This is a genomic window from Mycobacterium sp. NGS54, from assembly GCF_059812465.1.
The window spans coordinates 232,158-249,182 of record NZ_JCALCS010000004.1; the positions used below are offsets into that span (position 1 = coordinate 232,158).

Here is a 17,025-nt window from a genome sequence, read left to right on the forward strand (position 1 = left end):
ACCGCCACCGCGGACAATCAGGCAAGATGGGCGGCATGGACACTGGTCCCACCTCGCCCCGGGTCTTGGTCGTCGACGACGACTCCGACGTACTCGCATCGCTGGAACGTGGCCTGCGCCTGTCCGGGTTCGAGGTATCCACGGCGGTCGACGGCGCCGAGGCTTTGCGCAGCGCCACCGAGACGCGCCCCGACGCGATCGTGCTCGACATCAACATGCCCGTGCTGGACGGCGTCAGCGTCGTCACGGCGCTGCGGGCCATGGACAACGACGTGCCGGTCTGCGTGCTGTCCGCCCGCAGCTCGGTCGACGACCGGGTGGCCGGACTGGAGGCCGGCGCCGACGATTACCTGGTCAAGCCGTTCGTGCTGGCCGAGCTGGTCGCGCGGGTGAAGGCGCTGCTGCGCCGCCGCGGCTCCACCGCGACCTCTTCCTCCGAAACCATCACGGTCGGGCCGCTGGAGGTGGACATCCCCGGGCGGCGCGCACGGGTCAACGGCGTCGACGTCGACCTGACCAAGCGCGAGTTCGACCTGCTCGCCGTGCTGGCCGAGCACAAGACCGCGGTGCTGTCCCGCGCGCAGCTGCTCGAGCTGGTGTGGGGCTACGACTTCGCGGCCGACACCAACGTCGTCGACGTGTTCATCGGGTACCTGCGTCGCAAGCTGGAAGCCAACGGCGGTCCCCGGCTGCTGCACACCGTCCGCGGAGTCGGGTTCGTGCTGCGAATGCAATAGCCATGCTGTGAACAGGTGACACAGTCATGAACATCCTGTCCCGGATCTTTGCCCGTACGCCCTCGCTGCGCACCCGGGTGGTGCTTGCGACGGCCATCGGCGCGGCGATTCCGGTGCTCATCGTCGGCGCCGTCGTCTGGGTCGGAATCACCAACGACCGCAAGGAACGGCTGGATCGCCGGCTCGACGAGGCCGCGGGTTTCGCGATCCCGTTCCTGCCGCGCGGTCTCGACGAAATCCCGCGGTCACCGAACGACCGCGACGCGATCATGACGATCCGCCGCGGCAACCTGGTCAAGTCCAATTCCGACGTCACGCTGCCCAAACTCGACGTCGACTACGGCGACGCCTATGTCCACGGCGTGCGCTACCGGGTCCGGACGGTGGAGATACCCGGCCCGGGACCAAGTTCGCTCGCCGTCGGCGCCACGTACGACGCCACCCTCGCCGAGACCAACAACCTGCACCGGCGGGTGATGCTGATCTGCGGATTCGCCATCGGCGCGGCGGCTGTGTTCGCCTGGCTGCTCGCCGTATTCGCGGTGCGCCCGTTCAAACAGCTGGCCCAGCAGACCCGATCGATCGATGCGGGGGACGAGGCGCCGCGAGTCGAAGTGCACGGCGCCAGCGAGGCCGTCGAGATCGCCGAGGCGATGCGCGGGATGCTGCAACGCATCTGGGACGAGCAGAACCGGACCAAGGAGGCGCTCGAATCCGCCCGCGACTTCGCGGCGGTGTCCTCCCACGAGCTGCGCACCCCGCTGACGGCGATGCGCACCAACCTCGAGGTGCTGTCCACCCTGGACCTGGCCGACGATCAACGCAAAGAAGTGCTCAACGACGTCATCCGCACCCAGTCGCGGATCGAGTCCACCCTGAGCGCGCTGGAGCGGTTGGCCCAGGGCCAGCTGTCCACGTCGGACGATCAGGTACCGGTCGACATCACCGAGTTGCTCGACCGGGCCGCGCACGACGCCATGCGGGTCTACCCCGACCTCGACGTGTCGCTGGTGCCCTCGCCGACCTGCATCATCGTCGGCCTGCCTGCCGGGTTGCGCCTCGCCGTCGACAACGCGATCGCCAACGCCGTCAAACACGGCGGCGCCACCCGGGTCCGGCTGTCGGCGGTCAGCTCGCGCGCCGGGGTGGAAATCGCCGTCGACGACAACGGCTGCGGGGTACCGGAGTCCGAGCGCCAGGTGGTGTTCGAACGGTTCTCGCGCGGGTCGACGGCCTCGCATTCGGGATCGGGCCTGGGGCTGGCGTTGGTGGCCCAGCAGGCGCACTTGCACGGTGGGACGGCCTCGCTCGAAGACAGCCCGCTGGGCGGCGCGCGGCTACTGCTGCGCATCCCCGCCCCGACCTAAACGGCTACTTTCTCGAGCTCTTGCGCCACGGGGTGAAACAGGCTCGCGCGGCGGCTTCCTCGTCCTTGAACCACACTTGCGCGACGGTCGGGTCGTAGGTCGGATCATCGGGCGTGTAGTAGAGCCGGGTATCCGAACGCCCCTTCACCAGCCATCCCGCCGGCCCGCCGCCATCCGGCGTAGCGCGCGCGGAGCCCGGGCCGTAGGGCTCGTACGGCAACACGGGGATCCACTTGGTGGGCGACTCGTGCGGCTTGGCGACGGGGGCCTGCTTCGCGGGCCGCGCCTTGGCGCCCGGCGGCCGCTTACCCGGCGGAACCTTGCGCGGCGGCGGCCTCTTGCCGGCCGGTGTCTTCTTCGTCGGCGATCCCTTGGCGGGCGGACGGGCCGTCTTCGCGGAGGCCCTTTTCGCGGCCGGCCGCTTGCCCGTAGGCGGCTTTTCGGGGGCAGGTTCCCGCTTTGGGAAAAATCTCTGCAGGAACGAAAACCCGGTCTTGGGTGGCTCTTCCGGGGCGGCGGCCGGCGGCTCGGGGGCGACGGGAATCTCCGTGGTCGCGGGTTCCGGCTCGACCGGGATCATGGTCGTCGGCGGTTCCGGCTCGACGGGAATCTGCGTCGTCTCGGGCTCCGGCTCGACCGGGATCATGACGGTCGGCTGTTGGTCGGCGGGAATCTCCGTCGCCGTGGACTCCGGCTCGACGGGAAGCTCCGCGAGCTCAGCCAGTCGCTCGATCGGGATGATTTCCGTCGGCGGGTCTTCGACGGTCCGCGCCCGCCTTGGCAGGAACCTCCGCCGGAAGGACCGGCCCGGCTCGGGCGATTCCTGCGCGGTCGGGGCTGTGGTCGGCGGCTCGTCCGCGGGCGGATCCTCCGGCGCGCCAGACGGCTGCTCGACGGAAACCATCGCGGTCGGCGCCTCTTCCGCGACCGGAATGTTCGTCGTCTCAGGCTCTTCCGCGGCCGGAATGTTCTTCGTCTCAGGCTCTTCCGCGGCCGGAATGTTCCTCGTCTCAGGCTCTTCGGCGGCGGGGGGCTTCGTCATCAACAAATCATGCGGGACCGAGATCGTCGTCGGCCGCTCTTGCGCAACCGGAACCACCTCTTGCTCGACGTCGAGCACGGTCGTGGGCCGCTCGGGCTCGGCCTCCGGCGTCGGCTCGCGGTCAATCGGCACCACCACCTGCACTTGACGTTTGACGGGGCGCACCGCCAACGCGAGCGTCAACACCACGCCCATCACGAATGCCAGGGCGAACATCCACCAGTGCACGTGGGTCATCCGTCGTCGCCCATCTCATGCCGGTTCGCGGCGACGGGGACTTCCTCAACGACGATGCGCTTGTTCAAGATGTTGGCGATCACGCGGGCGACAGCCGAGCCCGCCAGGAAAGCGAGCAGGTACCACAACCACTGGATCACGAAATCCATGCCCGGTCTCCTTAGCTCACAACGATTTCGACGCGGCGGTTCTTGGTGCGACCGTCGACCGTGTCGTTGGAGGCGACGGGATTGACCGAACCGAGACCCTTGACGACCAGCACCGCGCCCGCGACGCCATTCGCAACCAGGAAGTCGGCCACCCGTTGGGCCCGCTGGCTGCTCAAGGCGACGTTGATCGACTCGACGCCGGAATTGTCGCTGAAGCCGTTGATCGTCGCATGCGCGGTCGGGCATGCCTTGAGCCGGCCCGACACCTGGATCAGGATCTGGTTGTCGGCCGGGGTCAGGCTGAACCCGTCGTTCGCAAACACAATCGGCCCGCCCGTCAGGGCATTGATCGCCGATTGCAGGTCGGCGCATTGCGCCGCGGGCGCCGGCGGAATCGGCCCGTTGACCGCAAGCTTGTCAACGACGTTCAAGGAGGACCAGGTGCGCATCGCCTCCTGGCTGACGGTGTTCTTTTGGTCTTGCGACGCCGCGGTGCCCGCCAGGGTGATCGTGTCCCCGCTGACCACGAGACTGAAATCGGGAATCGAGGCGCCGGCTTTGAATATCGGTGCGGCCTTGGAGAAATCGAGCGCGTCGATGCTGGGGTTGATGCGGATCTGGTCGACGATGTTGACGCCCGGCGGGAGGGAGCCGCTGACCGCCTTCAGCAGGGCCGCCTTGGCGGAGTCGTCGGGAAAGTCGCCGGCAAGCGTGAAGTCGTTGCCGTTGCGGGTGATTGACAGCGGCGCCAGGGACAACTTGGGGGCGGCGGTCGTGGTCGACGGCGCCGGGCCGCCCGGCCCGTGGGCGGGCCGCGGTTGATCGAACGCGCAGTAGCCGATCGCAGCTATCAGCAACGGAATTACCGCCGCCGCGATCAGCCAGGGAAGGCCGGCCGAAGGCCGGTGCATCTCCGGCGCCGGCACCGAGTCGGTGCTTGCGGACGGATGCCGCAAACCCGCGCCTACCCCCACTTTTGCTTCTCCCCTCGGTTCGCTCCCCCGACGTTTGCATCTTGCAGGCGATATGCAGCCTACCCAGTCGGCGCGGCAACGCCTGTCAAGTCGGGCACACTGGTGCCATGGCCAACGGCAACAAACCGACCGACAGCGAAACGCTGGCACACATCCGCGGGCTGGTCGCCGAGGAGAAGACCCTGCGGGCGCAGCTGCAGCACGGCGAGATCAGCACGTCGGAGGAGCACGATCGCCTGCGCCGGCTGGAGGTCGAACTCGACCAGTGCTGGGACCTGCTGCGGCAGCGCCGGGCGCTGCGCGAGACGGGCGGTGACCCGCGCGAGGCGCAGGTGCGCCCGCCCGACGAGGTCGAGGGCTACCTGGGCTGAGCGTGCCCCCTTCGGAGGTCGACGTCGTCATCGTCGGCGGGGGCCACAACGGGCTGGTCGCAGCCGGTTACCTGGCCCGGGCCGGCCTTCGGGTGCGGTTGCTGGAACGGCTGGCGCAGGTCGGCGGGGCGGCGGTGTCCGTGCGGGCCTTCGACGGCGTCGACGTTCGGCTGTCGCGCTATTCGTATCTGGTCAGCCTGTTGCCGTCCCGGATCGTCGAGGACCTCGGACTCGGCGTGCGGTTGGCCGGCCGGCGGTTCTCGTCGTACACCCCCGACCCCGCCACCGACGGCCGCCGCGGGCTGCTGATCGGGCGCCCCGGCCAGTTCGCCGCCATCGGCGCCGCCGAAGACGAGCCCCGTTTCGCCGCGTTCTACCAACGCTGCCGGCTGGTCACCCAGCGGCTGTGGCCGACGCTGCTCGACCCGCTGCGCACCCGCGAACAGGCCCGCCGGCACGTGACCGACGCCGGCGACCCCGGCGCGGCGGCCGCGTGGCGCGCCATGGTCGACGAGCCGATCGGCCATGCCATCGCCGAGGCGGTCGGCAGCGACCTGGTGCGCGGCGTGATCGCGACCGACGCGCTGATCGGCACCTTCGCCCGCCTCGACGACCCGTCGCTGCGGCAGAACGTCTGCTTCCTCTATCACGTGCTCGGCGGCGGCACCGGCGACTGGGACGTCCCCGTCGGCGGGATGGGCGCACTGACGGCGGCACTAGCGGCGACGGCCATTGGCCATGGCGCCGAAATCATCACCGGTGCCGAGGTTTTCGGCGTCGAACCGGACGGCCTGGTGCGCTACCGCCGCGCCGAGAAAGAGCACGCCGTGCGGGGCCGGTTCGTTCTGGCCGGCGTCACACCGACGGTCCTGGCCCGCCTGCTCGGCGAACGGCCGGCGGCCCCGGGCCAGGGCGCGCAGGTCAAGGTCAACATGGTGCTACGCCGCCTGCCCCGGTTGCGCGACGCCGCCGTCACACCCGAGCAGGCGTTCGCCGGGACGTTCCACGTCAACGAGACCTGGACCCAGCTGGCCGCCGCCTATGAACGCGCGGCCGGCGGGCAGATCCCGAATCCGCTGCCGTGCGAGGCCTATTGCCATTCACTGACGGACCCCAGCATCTTGTCGGCCGCCCTGCGCGACTCGGGCGCCCACACGATGACGGTCTTCGGCCTGCACACCCCGCACGCGCTGTTCGACGGCAACTACTCCGGCGCACTGCGCGACCGGCTGACCGAATCGGTGCTGGACTCGCTGAATTCCGTTCTGGGCGAACCAATTCAGGACGTCCTAATGAGCGACGCCCACGGTCGCCCCTGCATCGAGACCACCACCACCCTGGACCTGCACCGCACGCTGGGCATGACGGCCGGCAACATCTTTCACGGCGGGCTGTCGTGGCCGTTCGCCGACGACGACGACCCGCTGGACACCCCCGCGCGGCAATGGGGCGTCGCAACGGCTTACGAACGAATCATGTTGTGCGGCTCGGGCTCCCGCCGCGGAGGGGCGGTATCGGGCATCGGCGGCCACAACGCCGCGATGGCCGTGCTGGCGTCCCTCGCGAAAAGCTAGCGGTCGTTAATGGTCGCGTAGTCGCGCTCGGTGTACCCGGTGTAGATCTGGCGCGGACGCCCGATCTTGCTGTCGCCCTCGTCGTGCATCTCGCGCCAGTGCGCGATCCACCCGGGCAGCCGGCCCAACGCGAACAGCACGGTGAACATCCGGGTCGGGAACCCGAGCGCCCGGTAGATCAGGCCGGTGTAGAAGTCGACGTTGGGGTAGAGCTTGCGCTCGATGAAGTAGTCATCGGTCAGCGCCGCCTCTTCGAGTTCCTTGGCGATGCTGAGCAGGTCGTCGTCGCCGCCGAGCTTGGACAGGATCTTGTCGGCCTGTTCCTTGACGATGCGCGCCCGCGGGTCGTAGTTCTTGTAGACGCGGTGGCCGAAGCCCATCAGCTTGACGCCGGCCTCGCGGTTCTTCACCTTGCGGACGAATTCGGTGACGTCGTCGTCGCTCTGGCGGATGTCTTCGAGCATTTCGAGCACCGCCTGGTTGGCGCCGCCGTGCAGCGGCCCCCACAGCGCATTGATGCCGCCGGAGATAGAGGTGAACAGGTTGGCCCGCGACGAGCCCACCAGCCGAACCGTCGACGTCGAGCAGTTCTGCTCGTGGTCGGCGTGCAGGATGAACAGCATGTCCAGCGCCCGGACGATCTCCGGATCGGCGTGGTAGGGCTCGGCCGGCAGCCCGAACGTCATCCGCAGGAAGTTCTCCACCAGGGAAAGCGAGTTGTCCGGGTAGAGGAACGGTTGCCCGATCGACTTCTTGTAGGCGTACGCGGCGATCGTGGGCAGCTTCGCCAGCAGGCGGGTGGTCGACAGCTCGACCTGGCCGTTGTCCACCGGGTCCAGCGCGTCGGGGTAGTACGAGCTCAGGGCGTTCACCACGCTCGACAGCACCGGCATCGGGTGGGCGTTGGGCGGGAAGCCGTCGAAGAAGCGCTTCAGGTCCTCGTGCAGCATGGTGTGCCGCTGGATCCGGTTGGTGAACTCGTCCAGCTGCTGCTTGTTCGGCAGCTCGCCGTAGATGAGCAGGTAGCTGACCTCGATGAAGGTCGACTTCTCCGCGAGCTGCTCGATCGGGTAGCCGCGATAGCGCAGAATCCCGGCGTCGCCGTCGATGTAGGTGATGGAGCTCTTGCAAGAGGCGGTGTTGACGAAGCCGTTGTCGAACGTCGTGTAGCCGGTCTTGGACAACAGCGGGCCAAGCGCGATGCCGTCAGCTCCTTCGGTGGCGTGAACGACCTCCAGGTCGATCTCGCCCCCCGGGTACTTCAGAGTTGCGGTGTCGTCGGTGTCGGCCACGAGAACCCCTTTGCGCTCTGGCTGGTATGGCTGCCCTGACTAGGTGCTTACTGCTGAAGGTAGTCGTTGCGGCGGCGGCGCGCCTGCCCGGGGTCGAGTCCGCTGGTCGTGCGGCCGTCCGGCGGTCAAGCCGGGGTGAATTCGGGATGTGACCGGCCTCATAGCCCGCGTCGGCGTTCAGGGCTGAAGGCGCTCGACCCGCGCGCCGACGACGCGAATCCGGTTGTGCACCCGGTTTTCCCGGCCCTGCCAGAATTCGACCACCTCGGGCGCGAGGAGGTAGCCGCCCCAGTTGGGCGGAACCGGGACACGCTCCGAGTCGGCGAAGCGCTCCGTGACCTCGTCGAGCTGCTCGAGCAGCGCCGCGCGCGAGGCGATCGGCCGCGATTGGTGCGACGCCCACGCGCCCAGTTGCGAACCGCGCGGCCGCTGGGCCCAGTAGTCCTGCGTGACCTGCGGGTCGACCTTGCTTACCGGGCCGCGGATGTGCACCTGCCGGCCCAGCAGGTACCAGGGGAAAGTGGCCGACGCGTGGGGCGTGGCCGCCAACTCGAAGCCCTTGGCCGAGTCGTAGTTGGTGAAAAAAGTGATTCCGGTCTCGTCGGCGCTCTTGCACAACACCGATCGGCTGACCGGCCTGCCTTCGGCGACGGTGGCCAACACGAACGCGTTGGGCTCGGCCACCCCGGCGCGCTCGGCGTCCTCAATCCACTTGCGGAACAAGGCAAGCCAGCCGTCGGCCAGCCAATCCGCATCCAGGTCCGGGCTGCCGTCCTTCTCCACCGACCCGTATTCCACGCGCATCCGCTGCAGGTGTTCCTCTGCTGGTCCAGCCATTGCGCCCACGCTACCGGCGGTTGCTACCGGCCGGTAGCGTCCGCCGGGACGGGGGGTGCAAGAATTTCTCCCATGACTGTTGTCCCCGAAAACTTTGTCCCCGGCCTGGAAGGCGTGGTGGCCTTCACCACCGAAATTGCCGAACCGGATAAAGACGGCGGCGCGCTGCGCTACCGCGGCGTCGACATCGAAGATCTGGTCACTCAGCAGGTCACCTTCGGCGACGTCTGGGCGTTGCTGGTCGACGGCAAGTTCGGCCACGGGCTGCCGCCCGCCGAACCGTTCCCGCTGCCCATTCACACCGGCGACGTGCGGGTCGACGTGCAGGCGGGCCTGGCGATGCTGGCGCCCATCTGGGGCTACAAGCCGCTGCTGGACACCGACGACGCCACCGCCCGCGACCAGCTGGCCCGGGCCTCGGTGATGGCCCTGTCCTACGTCGCGCAGTCGGCGCGCGGAATCTATCAGCCGGCCGTTCCGCAGCGAGTCATCGATGAATGCCCAACCGTCACAGCCCGATTCATGACCCGATGGCAGGGCGAGCCCGATCCGCGGCACGTCGAGGCCATCGACGCCTACTGGGTGTCGGCCGCCGAGCACGGCATGAACGCCTCGACGTTCACCGCGCGGGTGATCGCCTCGACCGGCGCCGACGTCGCGGCGTCGCTGTCGGGCGCGATCGGGGCGATGAGCGGCCCGCTACATGGCGGCGCGCCGGCTCGGGTGCTGCCGATGCTCGAGGAGGTCGAGCGCACCGGCGACGCCCGCGGCCTGGTCAAGTCGATCCTGGACCGCGGCGACAAGTTGATGGGCTTCGGCCACCGGGTTTACCGCGCCGAGGACCCCCGGGCGCGCGTGCTGCGGGCGGCGGCGGAACGACTCGGCGCCCCGCGCCACGAGGTCGCGGTCGCGCTGGAGCAGGCCGCGCTGGCCGAACTGCGGGAGCGGCGTCCGGACCGGGCCATCGAGACCAACGTCGAGTTCTGGGCCGCCGTCATCCTGGACTTCGCCCGCGTGCCGGCCAACATGATGCCGGCGATGTTCACCTGTGGACGCACCGCGGGGTGGTGCGCCCACATCCTCGAGCAGAAGCGGCTCGGCAAGCTGGTCCGCCCGTCGGCCATCTATGTGGGACCGGGCCCGCGCACCCCGGAACAAGTCGAAGGCTGGGACCGGGTCCTCACCCACGCCTGATTCCGCGCGGTTGATTAGTTGTCGGTGCCCGGCGGTTGAATGGTCCCGCACCGCGATGAGTTTGGGTCGCGTGCCGAGTCAGTAACCGTGAGCCGGCCCCCGCCTGGGCCGGCATCCGAGACCGACAACAAGGAGAACACCATGGCGATCAACGTCGAACCCGCACTGTCCCCGCACCTCGTGGTTGATAACGCCTCCGCGGCGATCGACTTCTACGTCAAGGCTTTTGGCGCCGAGGAACTGGGCCGCGTGCCCGGCCCCGACGGCAGGCTGGTCCACGCCGCGCTGCGCATCAACGGCTTCACGGTGATGCTCAACGACGACTTCCCGGAAACCTGCGGCGGCAAGTCGATGACGCCCACGTCACTGGGCGGCACCCCGGTCACCATTCACCTGACGGTCACCGACGTCGACGCCAAGTTCCAGCGGGCGCTGGACGCGGGTGCCACCGTGGTGGCCCCGCTGGACGACCAGTTCTGGGGAGACCGCTACGGCGTGGTCGCCGACCCGTTCGGCCACCACTGGTCGCTGGGACAGCCGGTGCGTGAGGTCAGCCCCGAGGAGATCGCGGCCGCAATGGCCGGGCAGGGCGCCGGCTAACCGCGCAGCCGCTCCACCAGCCGGCGTCGCAGCGGCGGCGCCGGCGGTGCGGTGGCCGCCGCGGCGAGCATGTCGGCGACGGAGGTGAACTTGTTGCGGGGCCGCCCGTCGTGGCCGCCGCGCTCGATCTCCGCGGCATCGATCGCGCGCCATCCCGCCGAGTCGACGACGTCGGGTCGGCGCGCGCGCACGAGCCTGCCCAGCGCCTCCGGCCCGGCCACCGGATCGGTGAGCCGGTCGGCGTTGAAGTCGGCCACCAGGGCATGGACGGTTTGCACCGAGCAGGATTTGTTGGTGCCGATGAACCCCGTCGGCCCACGCTTGATCCAGCCCGCCACGTAGGCGCCGGGCACCGGCCGGCCGGAGCCGGGGTCGACGACGCGGCCGTCGTCATTGGGCACGACGGCCGCGGATTCGTCGAACGGAAGATCGCGAATCGCCTTCCCGCGGTAGCCGATCGACGTCAGCACCAGGCCCGCGTCGAGCCGGCGCGCCTGCTCGGTGCCCGTGACGGAGAATTCCACGCCGGTCGCGCGCCGCTCGCCCAGCACCCGCTCGGGCGTGAGCTGATACGCGAGCCGGATTCGCGGGCGCGACACGGGCGCCGAAGCATCGCCGAGCTTGCTCAGGATCTCCAGCTTGGTCTTGGTCAGCGGATCCGAAACGCCCGCCAGATCGCTCGCCACGCGCTGGTGGTCGGAGGCGTCGAGCACGACCTCGGAGGCGCCCGTCAGCCCGATCAGTTCGGGCAGGGTGAACGCCGAGTGGGCGGGCCCGCGGCGGGCGGCGATCACCACCTCCCGCACCGCCGAGCGGCGAAGCGCCTCGAGCGCGTGGTCGGAGATGTCGGTGCGGGCGAGGTCCTCGGGGTCCGCCGTCAGCACCCGGGCCACATCGAGGGCGACATTGCCGTTGCCGATGACCACCGCGCGTTCGTGACCGAGATCGACTGGCAGATCGGTGAAGTCGGGATGCCCGTTGATCCACGCGACCAACTCGGTGGCGGTACCTGTCCCCGGCAGCCCCATGCCGTCGATGTCCAGCCGGCGATCGTCTGGCGCGCCCACCGCGTACAGCACGGCGTGATGGTGGGCCAACAGATCGGCGTGGCTGACATGCTCGCCGACCTCGACGTTGAGGTAGAACCGGAAGCGGCGGTGGCCGGACACCCGGTCGAACAGCCGCGTGACCCTCTTGGTGTTCTGGTGGTCCGGCGCCACCCCGGCGCGCACCAACCCGTAGGGCGTGGGCAGCTTCTCGAAGACGTTGACCCGCACCCCGTGTTGGGTGAGCAGTTCGTCGGCGGCGTACATCGCGGCCGGGCCGGATCCCACGATGGCCACGGTCAACGGCCGCCGGCGCGGGCGCACCTCGGCGGCCGGGATCACCGGGGCCAGCTTCGACGTCGGCGGAAGCTTCACGCCGGGGGGCCGCTCGGGATAAAAGGAGGCGTTGATCTCGACGAAGGGCAGCTGCTTGGGCTCCAGCCGGGTGTCGGGCGCGATCGCGCCGACCGGGCACGCGCTCACGCACGCGCCGCAGTCCACGCAGGCCACCGGATCGATGTAGAGCATCTCCGACGTCGCGAAGCCCGGCTCGTCCGGCGTGGGGTGAATGCAATTCACCGGGCACGCGAAAACACAGGACCCGTCGTTGCAGCACGACTGGGTAATAACGTGCGGCATATGACTCCGAAAAGTCCTACGCGGCCGGCGCGGCGGCCAGGTGCCGGCGCTGCGGCTCGCTGCGGTAGCGCGACGGCTTGCCGTTGATCTTGCAGAGCCGCCACATCAGCCGCGCGGAACGGGTTTCCATCAGACCGGTGTCGTGGGCGAGCATCCGGACGTCGGCGAACATGTCGCTCAACCACTTTCGCGATTCCGGCGACCGGAAGAAGAGTTCCTTCTTCACCGCGCGCGGGATGTCGAACTCCCGCCAGAACGACTTGGGCGGCACCGTGATCGCCTGGCACAGCACCCGCATCGTCAACGGCAGGTACAACGCCGTCCAGAAGCGCTGGCGCTTGGTCAACTCCGGCAGCCGCTTGCGCAGGAATTCGTGCGCGAACGAGATGTGCCGGGCCTCCTCGGCGACGTGAATGGCCATCACCCGCTCCATGATCGGGTGCAGCGACTTGCCTTCGCGCAGAACGTTTTTCTGCGTGTGGTCGATGGGCTCCTCACCGGCCAGCACCCCGATGAAGAACGCGACCGGCAGCGGGCCGGCGACCAACGGCACCAGCGGGGAGACCCAGCGCAGCATCCGCGGCATGCCGGGAACGTCGGCGCCGACGCGGTTCACCATCTCCTGGAACATCATGGTGTGGTTGCACTCTTCGACCGATTCGTGCAGGCAATACCGGTATTCCGGCGACCCGTTGGGCATCCAGAACGTGTAGTTCATCAGTCCGCGAATCAGGATCGACTCGAAGTGCAGGCCGACCTTGGCGACGTTGGCCTGGCGCCACATGCCGATCTTGATCTTGCGCGCCTCGGACTGCGCCTGATACCAGGGATGGCGCCCCAGCGGGTCGGTCGACGGCAAGATCCACCGGGGGTCGTTCTCGGTGACCGCGAATTCCGGTGAGTCCCAGTCGATGTCGGTATACGGGTTGAAGTTTCGCCGCACCGACCCCTCGGACAGTGTGGCAAGCATGTTCACGTACTCGGCGTCGTCGCGGACTTCCATGTTGCGCCGCCAGCGCCGGACCATTCGCGTCCTGTCCATTCCAAGCCTCCCCGCCGAGGTTTACATTCGGACGTGCAATGTCCAGACAGTACCGCAGGTACCGGGTATTTTCTAGACCGCCCCGACGCGCTGTGGCCTGACCGGTGGTCACGCGGGTGGTGTGGCGTGGCTCACATCCCGTGGGGCCCCGCCTGGGCTAGCTCGGCCCACGACGTCGGCACCCCCGGAGGCTTACTAGGCTGGCTGACATGGCTGACCAGCTCGAGATCCCCTCCGACATCAAACCCCGCGACGGCCGCTTCGGGTCCGGCCCCTCGAAGGTCCGGCCCGAACAACTGAAGGCGTTGACCACCACCGCGTCGCCGCTGTTCGGCACGTCGCACCGGCAAGCGCCCGTCAAGGATCTGGTGGGCCGGGTCCGGTCCGGCGTCCGAGAGCTGTTCTCGGTGCCGGACGGTTACGAGGTCATCCTGGGCAATGGCGGCGCGACGGCGTTCTGGGACGCCGCCGCCTTCGGGCTGATCGACAAGCGCTCGCTGCACCTGTCTTTCGGCGAGTTCAGCTCGAAGTTCGCCTCCTGCGTCGCCAAGAATCCGTTCGTCGGCGACCCGATCATCATCAAGTCGGACGCCGGCAGCGCCCCCGAGCCGCAGAGCGACCCGTCGGTCGACGCGATCGGATGGGCACACAACGAGACCTCGACCGGGGTCGCGGTTGCGGTCCGCCGCCCCGCCGGCGCGGACGACGCGCTGATCCTCATCGACGCGACCTCGGGCGCCGGCGGTCTGCCGGTCGACATCACCCAGGCCGACGTCTACTACTTCTCGCCGCAGAAAAACTTCGCCAGCGACGGCGGGCTGTGGCTGGCCGTCATGAGCCCCGCCGCGCTGGCGCGCGTCGAGTCGATCGCCGCGTCCGGCCGCTGGGTGCCCGACTTCCTGTCGCTGCCCATCGCGGTGGAGAACAGCCTGAAGAACCAGACGTACAACACCCCGGCGATCGGCACCCTGGCGCTGATGGCCGAACAGCTGGACTGGATGCTGGGCAACGGCGGGCTCGACTGGGCGGTCAAGCGCACGGCGGACTCGTCGCAGCGGTTGTACTCCTGGGCCGAGGAGCGGCCCTACACGACACCGTTCGTCGCCGATCCCGCGTTGCGGTCTCAGGTGGTGGGCACGATCGACCTCGCCGACGAAGTCGACGCCGCGGCCGTCGCCAAGACTTTGCGGGCCAACGGCATCGTCGACACCGAGCCGTACCGGAAGCTGGGCCGCAACCAGTTGCGGGTCGCGATGTTCCCCGCGGTCGACCCCGAGGACGTCAGCGCCCTGACCCGGTGCGTCGACTGGGTGGTCGAACGGCTTTAACCGGACTGTCATCGGCCGGCAACCCGCCAGCGTGTCAGAGCGGGTTACCGGCGTTAGCTGCATTAGAGTGCGCACCTGACGGGTCCGTTGCGCAACGGGACGGAGCCTGCGAGGAGAAGCCATGCGGGTACTCAAAGTGGTTGGTCTCGACGACGACGGCAAATACATCATCTGTGAGGGTGATGACCCCGCGGACCGGTTCAAGCTGGCGGCCGACGACAGACTCCGGGCCGCCCTCCGCGGCGAGGCGCCACCGCTCGAGCAGCCGCCGCTCGACATGCAAGTCACCAACATGCTGAGCCCCAAGGAAATTCAGGCCAGGATCCGCGCCGGCGCGTCCGTCGAGCAGGTGGCCGCCGCCTCCGGCTCGGATATCGTGCGCGTGCGCCGGTTCGCACACCCGGTGTTGCTGGAACGCGCCCGCGCCGCGGAACTGGCAACGGCCGCGCACCCGATGCTCGCCGACGGGCCGTCGGTGCTGACGCTGCTGGAGACCATCAGCACCGCGCTGGTGGCCCGCGGCCTCGAACCCGACCGGCTCAGCTGGGACGCCTGGCGCAACGAGGACAGCCGCTGGACCGTGCAGCTCGCCTGGAAGGCCGGCCGCACCGACAACATCGCGCACTTCTGCTTCACCCCCGGCGCCCACGGCGGCACGGTCACGGCGACCGACGACTCGGCCAGCGAGCTGATCGACCCGACCTTCGAGCGCCCCCTGCGGCCGCTCGCGCGGGTGGCCCCCATCGATCGCGAAGAAGAGCCGAAGCCGGCGCCGCCTGCCCCGCCCGAACAGCCGGTGCACACCCGGCGTGGCAAGCCGGTCATCCCGGCCTGGGAAGACGTGCTGCTCGGGGTGCGCTCAGGCGGCCACCGCTAGCCGGACGGTGACGCCCGAAGTGCATTCGGGGCTTTGACTGTGAGCTCAGGGCTTTCGGTGTGAAGCGACGGCGGGAGTTGGCCGATTTTTGCGCCTAGGGCTCACGCACAAGGCCCACGATTCACACTCGACGCGCGAGCAGCGGACCACCGCTAGCCCGAAACCGTCAGCGCCAGCAGCGTCAGCCAGGCGCCCGCCACACCCACCGCCGCGCCGAGCACAAACCAGCGCAGTATCAAGGTGCGCCGCCAACCCCACAGCGTCGGCGCCAAACCCCCCGCCGCCACGACGTTCAGCCCGACCGCCAACAGCGGATGCACCCGGATCAGCCCCAGACTGAGCACGACGATGGCGATCCCGGTCACCGCGGCGACGAACGCGGACACCGTCAAACCCGTTGCCCAGGGGACGGACTCGTCGCTCACCACGTGAGCCTAGCCCGCTCGTAGAAGGCCAGGGCCGCCGCCGTCGCGACGTTGAGCGAGTCGGTACCCCGCGACATCGGGATGCGGACCCACACATCGCTGAGCCGCAGGGTGGCCCTCGTCAGTCCCGGCCCCTCGGCGCCCACCACCACCGCGACGCGTTCGTCCACCGCCGCAGCCATCGCCTCGGCCAGCGCGGAGGCCTCACGCTGCGGGGTCATGGCAAGCAGCCGAAATCCGCTCTCTTTCAACAACATAAGGTCGTTGGGCCACTCGAAGGCTCGCGCAAACGGCACCAGCAGGGCGTGGCCCATGGACACCCGCACGGCGCGACGATACAGCGGGTCCGCGCAGCCGGCGCCGAACACCACCGCGTCCACGCCCAATCCCGCGGCGTTGCGAAATATCGAGCCGAGGTTCTCGTGGTCGTTGACGCCCTCGAGCACCGCGACGGTGCGGGCGCTCTCCACCACCTCCACGACACTGGGCTCCGGCACCCGGCGCGCGGCCGCGAGCACGCCGCGATTCAGGTGGAAGCCGACCACTTTGGCCATCACCTCGGCCGAGGCCCGGTAGTACGGTGCCGCGGCGCCGGCCAGATCGTCCGCGAGTTCGGCCAGCCTGCGTTCGGTGCCCAGCAGGGCGTGCGGCGTGAATCGCGACGCCAGCATGCGCTGCACCACCAGCACGCCTTCGGCGATCACCAGCCCCTTGCCGGTCGGCAGATCGGGACGGCGATCGACACTGTTGAGGTCGCGGAAATCGTCGAGGCGGGGGTCGTCGGGATCGGTGACGTCCTGAACGTCCGGGCCGTCGGTCACGGGCCTTCGTCGACGAGGGCCAACATCATGTCGGCGGCCTCGCGCAGGGTGTCGCGTTGCTCGACGTCCAGGGTCGCCAGCCGCTTTGCCAACCACTCCTGGCGGGCCCGACGGTTCGCCTTGACCAGCTCCGCGCCGGCCTCGGACACCGAGACCAGCACCTGGCGGCCGTCGACGGGGTGCGGGGTGCGATCGACCAGACCCATCTCGGCCAGCGAAGCGATCACCCGGGTCATCGACGGCGGCCGGACGCGCTCGCGAATCGCCAACGCGCCGGGGGTCATCGCGCCCTCATTGGCCAGCGTGGCCAGCGCCGACAGCTGAGACAGCGACACCGGCGACGACGGGTTGCGGAACCGCAGTTGGCGGGCCAGCCGCATGACCGCCAGCGACAAGTCGCTGGCCAGCCGCGCATCGCTGTCAGGCATGGCGCGAGGGTACACGCAACGCAAGAAGCACGGGACACGAAACGG

At 69.1% G+C, this 17,025-nt stretch carries 17 protein-coding genes and 2 pseudogenes; 8 read left to right on the forward strand and 11 right to left on the reverse strand.

Translation table 11 applies throughout. The features are described from left to right. Positions 1–26 precede the first annotated feature (26 nt). Positions 27–737, forward strand: coding sequence for a two-component system response regulator PrrA (prrA, locus tag AC5Y5E_RS13485; RefSeq protein WP_142276448.1), 711 nt, complete (start codon positions 27–29; stop codon positions 735–737). Between the two features lie 26 nt (positions 738–763). Next, positions 764–2,104, forward strand: coding sequence for a HAMP domain-containing sensor histidine kinase (locus AC5Y5E_RS13490; protein WP_499903493.1), 1,341 nt, complete (start codon positions 764–766; stop codon positions 2,102–2,104). A 4-nt stretch (positions 2,105–2,108) separates the two neighbouring features. On the opposite strand, the pseudogene arfC (AC5Y5E_RS13495) reads toward AC5Y5E_RS13490, so the two are convergent. From arfC (AC5Y5E_RS13495) to arfA, 4 genes and pseudogenes are all read right to left on the reverse strand, one after another. Beyond that, positions 2,109–2,552: pseudogene (gene arfC, locus AC5Y5E_RS13495) on the reverse strand (channel accessory protein ArfC, sunset domain variant); the annotation flags it as partial. 747 nt (positions 2,553–3,299) lie between these two features. Further along, positions 3,300–3,383, reverse strand: a pseudogene (gene arfC / locus AC5Y5E_RS13500) (channel accessory protein ArfC); the annotation flags it as partial. Next, on the reverse strand, positions 3,380–3,532 hold the full coding sequence (gene arfB / locus AC5Y5E_RS13505) for a channel accessory protein ArfB (RefSeq protein WP_499903494.1): 153 nt from the start codon (positions 3,530–3,532) through the stop codon (positions 3,380–3,382). The gene arfB and the pseudogene arfC (AC5Y5E_RS13500), both read right to left, overlap by 4 nt. An 11-nt stretch (positions 3,533–3,543) precedes the next feature. After that, entirely contained in the window at positions 3,544–4,506 is a 963-nt protein-coding gene (gene arfA / locus AC5Y5E_RS13510) for a channel-forming protein ArfA/OmpATb (protein WP_499903495.1), read from the reverse strand. Positions 4,507–4,613: 107 nt separating this feature from the next. Here arfA and AC5Y5E_RS13515 point away from each other — a divergent pair, with 107 nt between their 5' ends. Then, complete coding sequence (locus AC5Y5E_RS13515; protein ID WP_499903496.1) at positions 4,614–4,877, forward strand: DUF2630 family protein; 264 nt, start codon at positions 4,614–4,616, stop codon at positions 4,875–4,877. A gap of 2 nt (positions 4,878–4,879) precedes the next feature. Then, on the forward strand, positions 4,880–6,451 hold the full coding sequence (locus AC5Y5E_RS13520; RefSeq protein ID WP_499903497.1) for a phytoene desaturase family protein: 1,572 nt from the start codon (positions 4,880–4,882) through the stop codon (positions 6,449–6,451). Here the strand turns inward: AC5Y5E_RS13520 and AC5Y5E_RS13525 are convergent. Together AC5Y5E_RS13525 and pdxH are read right to left on the reverse strand one after the other, a co-directional pair. Next, positions 6,448–7,743, reverse strand: coding sequence for a citrate synthase (locus AC5Y5E_RS13525; protein ID WP_499903498.1), 1,296 nt, complete (start codon positions 7,741–7,743; stop codon positions 6,448–6,450). The genes AC5Y5E_RS13520 and AC5Y5E_RS13525 overlap by 4 nt on opposite strands. 177 nt (positions 7,744–7,920) lie before the next feature. Further along, positions 7,921–8,580, reverse strand: a complete 660-nt coding sequence (gene pdxH / locus AC5Y5E_RS13530) for a pyridoxamine 5'-phosphate oxidase (protein WP_499903499.1) — start codon at positions 8,578–8,580, stop codon at positions 7,921–7,923. Between the two features lie 72 nt (positions 8,581–8,652). On the opposite strand from pdxH, the gene AC5Y5E_RS13535 reads away from it, so the two are divergent. Both AC5Y5E_RS13535 and AC5Y5E_RS13540 read left to right on the forward strand, forming a co-directional pair. Further along, complete coding sequence (locus tag AC5Y5E_RS13535; RefSeq protein WP_499903500.1) at positions 8,653–9,774, forward strand: citrate synthase 2; 1,122 nt, start codon at positions 8,653–8,655, stop codon at positions 9,772–9,774. 141 nt (positions 9,775–9,915) lie between these two features. After that, positions 9,916–10,374: a VOC family protein gene (locus AC5Y5E_RS13540; protein WP_499903501.1), complete on the forward strand. Its 459-nt coding sequence runs from the start codon at positions 9,916–9,918 to the stop codon at positions 10,372–10,374. Here the strand turns inward: AC5Y5E_RS13540 and AC5Y5E_RS13545 are convergent. Together AC5Y5E_RS13545 and AC5Y5E_RS13550 are read right to left on the reverse strand one after the other, a co-directional pair. After that, entirely contained in the window at positions 10,371–12,059 is a 1,689-nt protein-coding gene (locus AC5Y5E_RS13545) for an FAD-dependent oxidoreductase (protein ID WP_499903502.1), read from the reverse strand. The genes AC5Y5E_RS13540 and AC5Y5E_RS13545 overlap by 4 nt on opposite strands. 16 nt (positions 12,060–12,075) lie before the next feature. Beyond that, positions 12,076–13,101, reverse strand: a complete 1,026-nt coding sequence (locus AC5Y5E_RS13550) for an AurF N-oxygenase family protein (protein WP_499903503.1) — start codon at positions 13,099–13,101, stop codon at positions 12,076–12,078. 209 nt (positions 13,102–13,310) lie between these two features. Between AC5Y5E_RS13550 and serC the strand changes: the two genes are divergently transcribed. Then, the gene (gene serC, locus AC5Y5E_RS13555; RefSeq protein WP_499903504.1) at positions 13,311–14,429 is read left to right on the forward strand and encodes a phosphoserine transaminase; all 1,119 of its coding nucleotides are present in this window, start codon (positions 13,311–13,313) and stop codon (positions 14,427–14,429) included. 121 nt (positions 14,430–14,550) lie between these two features. Beyond that, the gene (gene sepH / locus AC5Y5E_RS13560; protein ID WP_499903505.1) at positions 14,551–15,306 is read left to right on the forward strand and encodes a septation protein SepH; all 756 of its coding nucleotides are present in this window, start codon (positions 14,551–14,553) and stop codon (positions 15,304–15,306) included. 152 nt (positions 15,307–15,458) lie between these two features. Here sepH and AC5Y5E_RS13565 read toward each other — a convergent pair whose 3' ends face one another. The 3 genes from AC5Y5E_RS13565 to AC5Y5E_RS13575 are packed head-to-tail and all read right to left on the reverse strand — an operon-like array spanning position 15,459 to position 16,980. Next, on the reverse strand, positions 15,459–15,731 hold the full coding sequence (locus AC5Y5E_RS13565) for a DUF2537 domain-containing protein (RefSeq protein WP_499903506.1): 273 nt from the start codon (positions 15,729–15,731) through the stop codon (positions 15,459–15,461). Continuing rightward, the gene (locus AC5Y5E_RS13570; protein ID WP_499903507.1) at positions 15,728–16,552 is read right to left on the reverse strand and encodes a TrmH family RNA methyltransferase; all 825 of its coding nucleotides are present in this window, start codon (positions 16,550–16,552) and stop codon (positions 15,728–15,730) included. Before AC5Y5E_RS13570 ends, AC5Y5E_RS13565 begins: the two co-directional genes overlap by 4 nt. Then, complete coding sequence (locus AC5Y5E_RS13575; protein WP_499882196.1) at positions 16,549–16,980, reverse strand: Rv0880 family HTH-type transcriptional regulator; 432 nt, start codon at positions 16,978–16,980, stop codon at positions 16,549–16,551. The genes AC5Y5E_RS13570 and AC5Y5E_RS13575 overlap by 4 nt, the downstream gene beginning before the upstream one ends. Between the last annotated feature and the right edge of the window lie 45 nt (positions 16,981–17,025).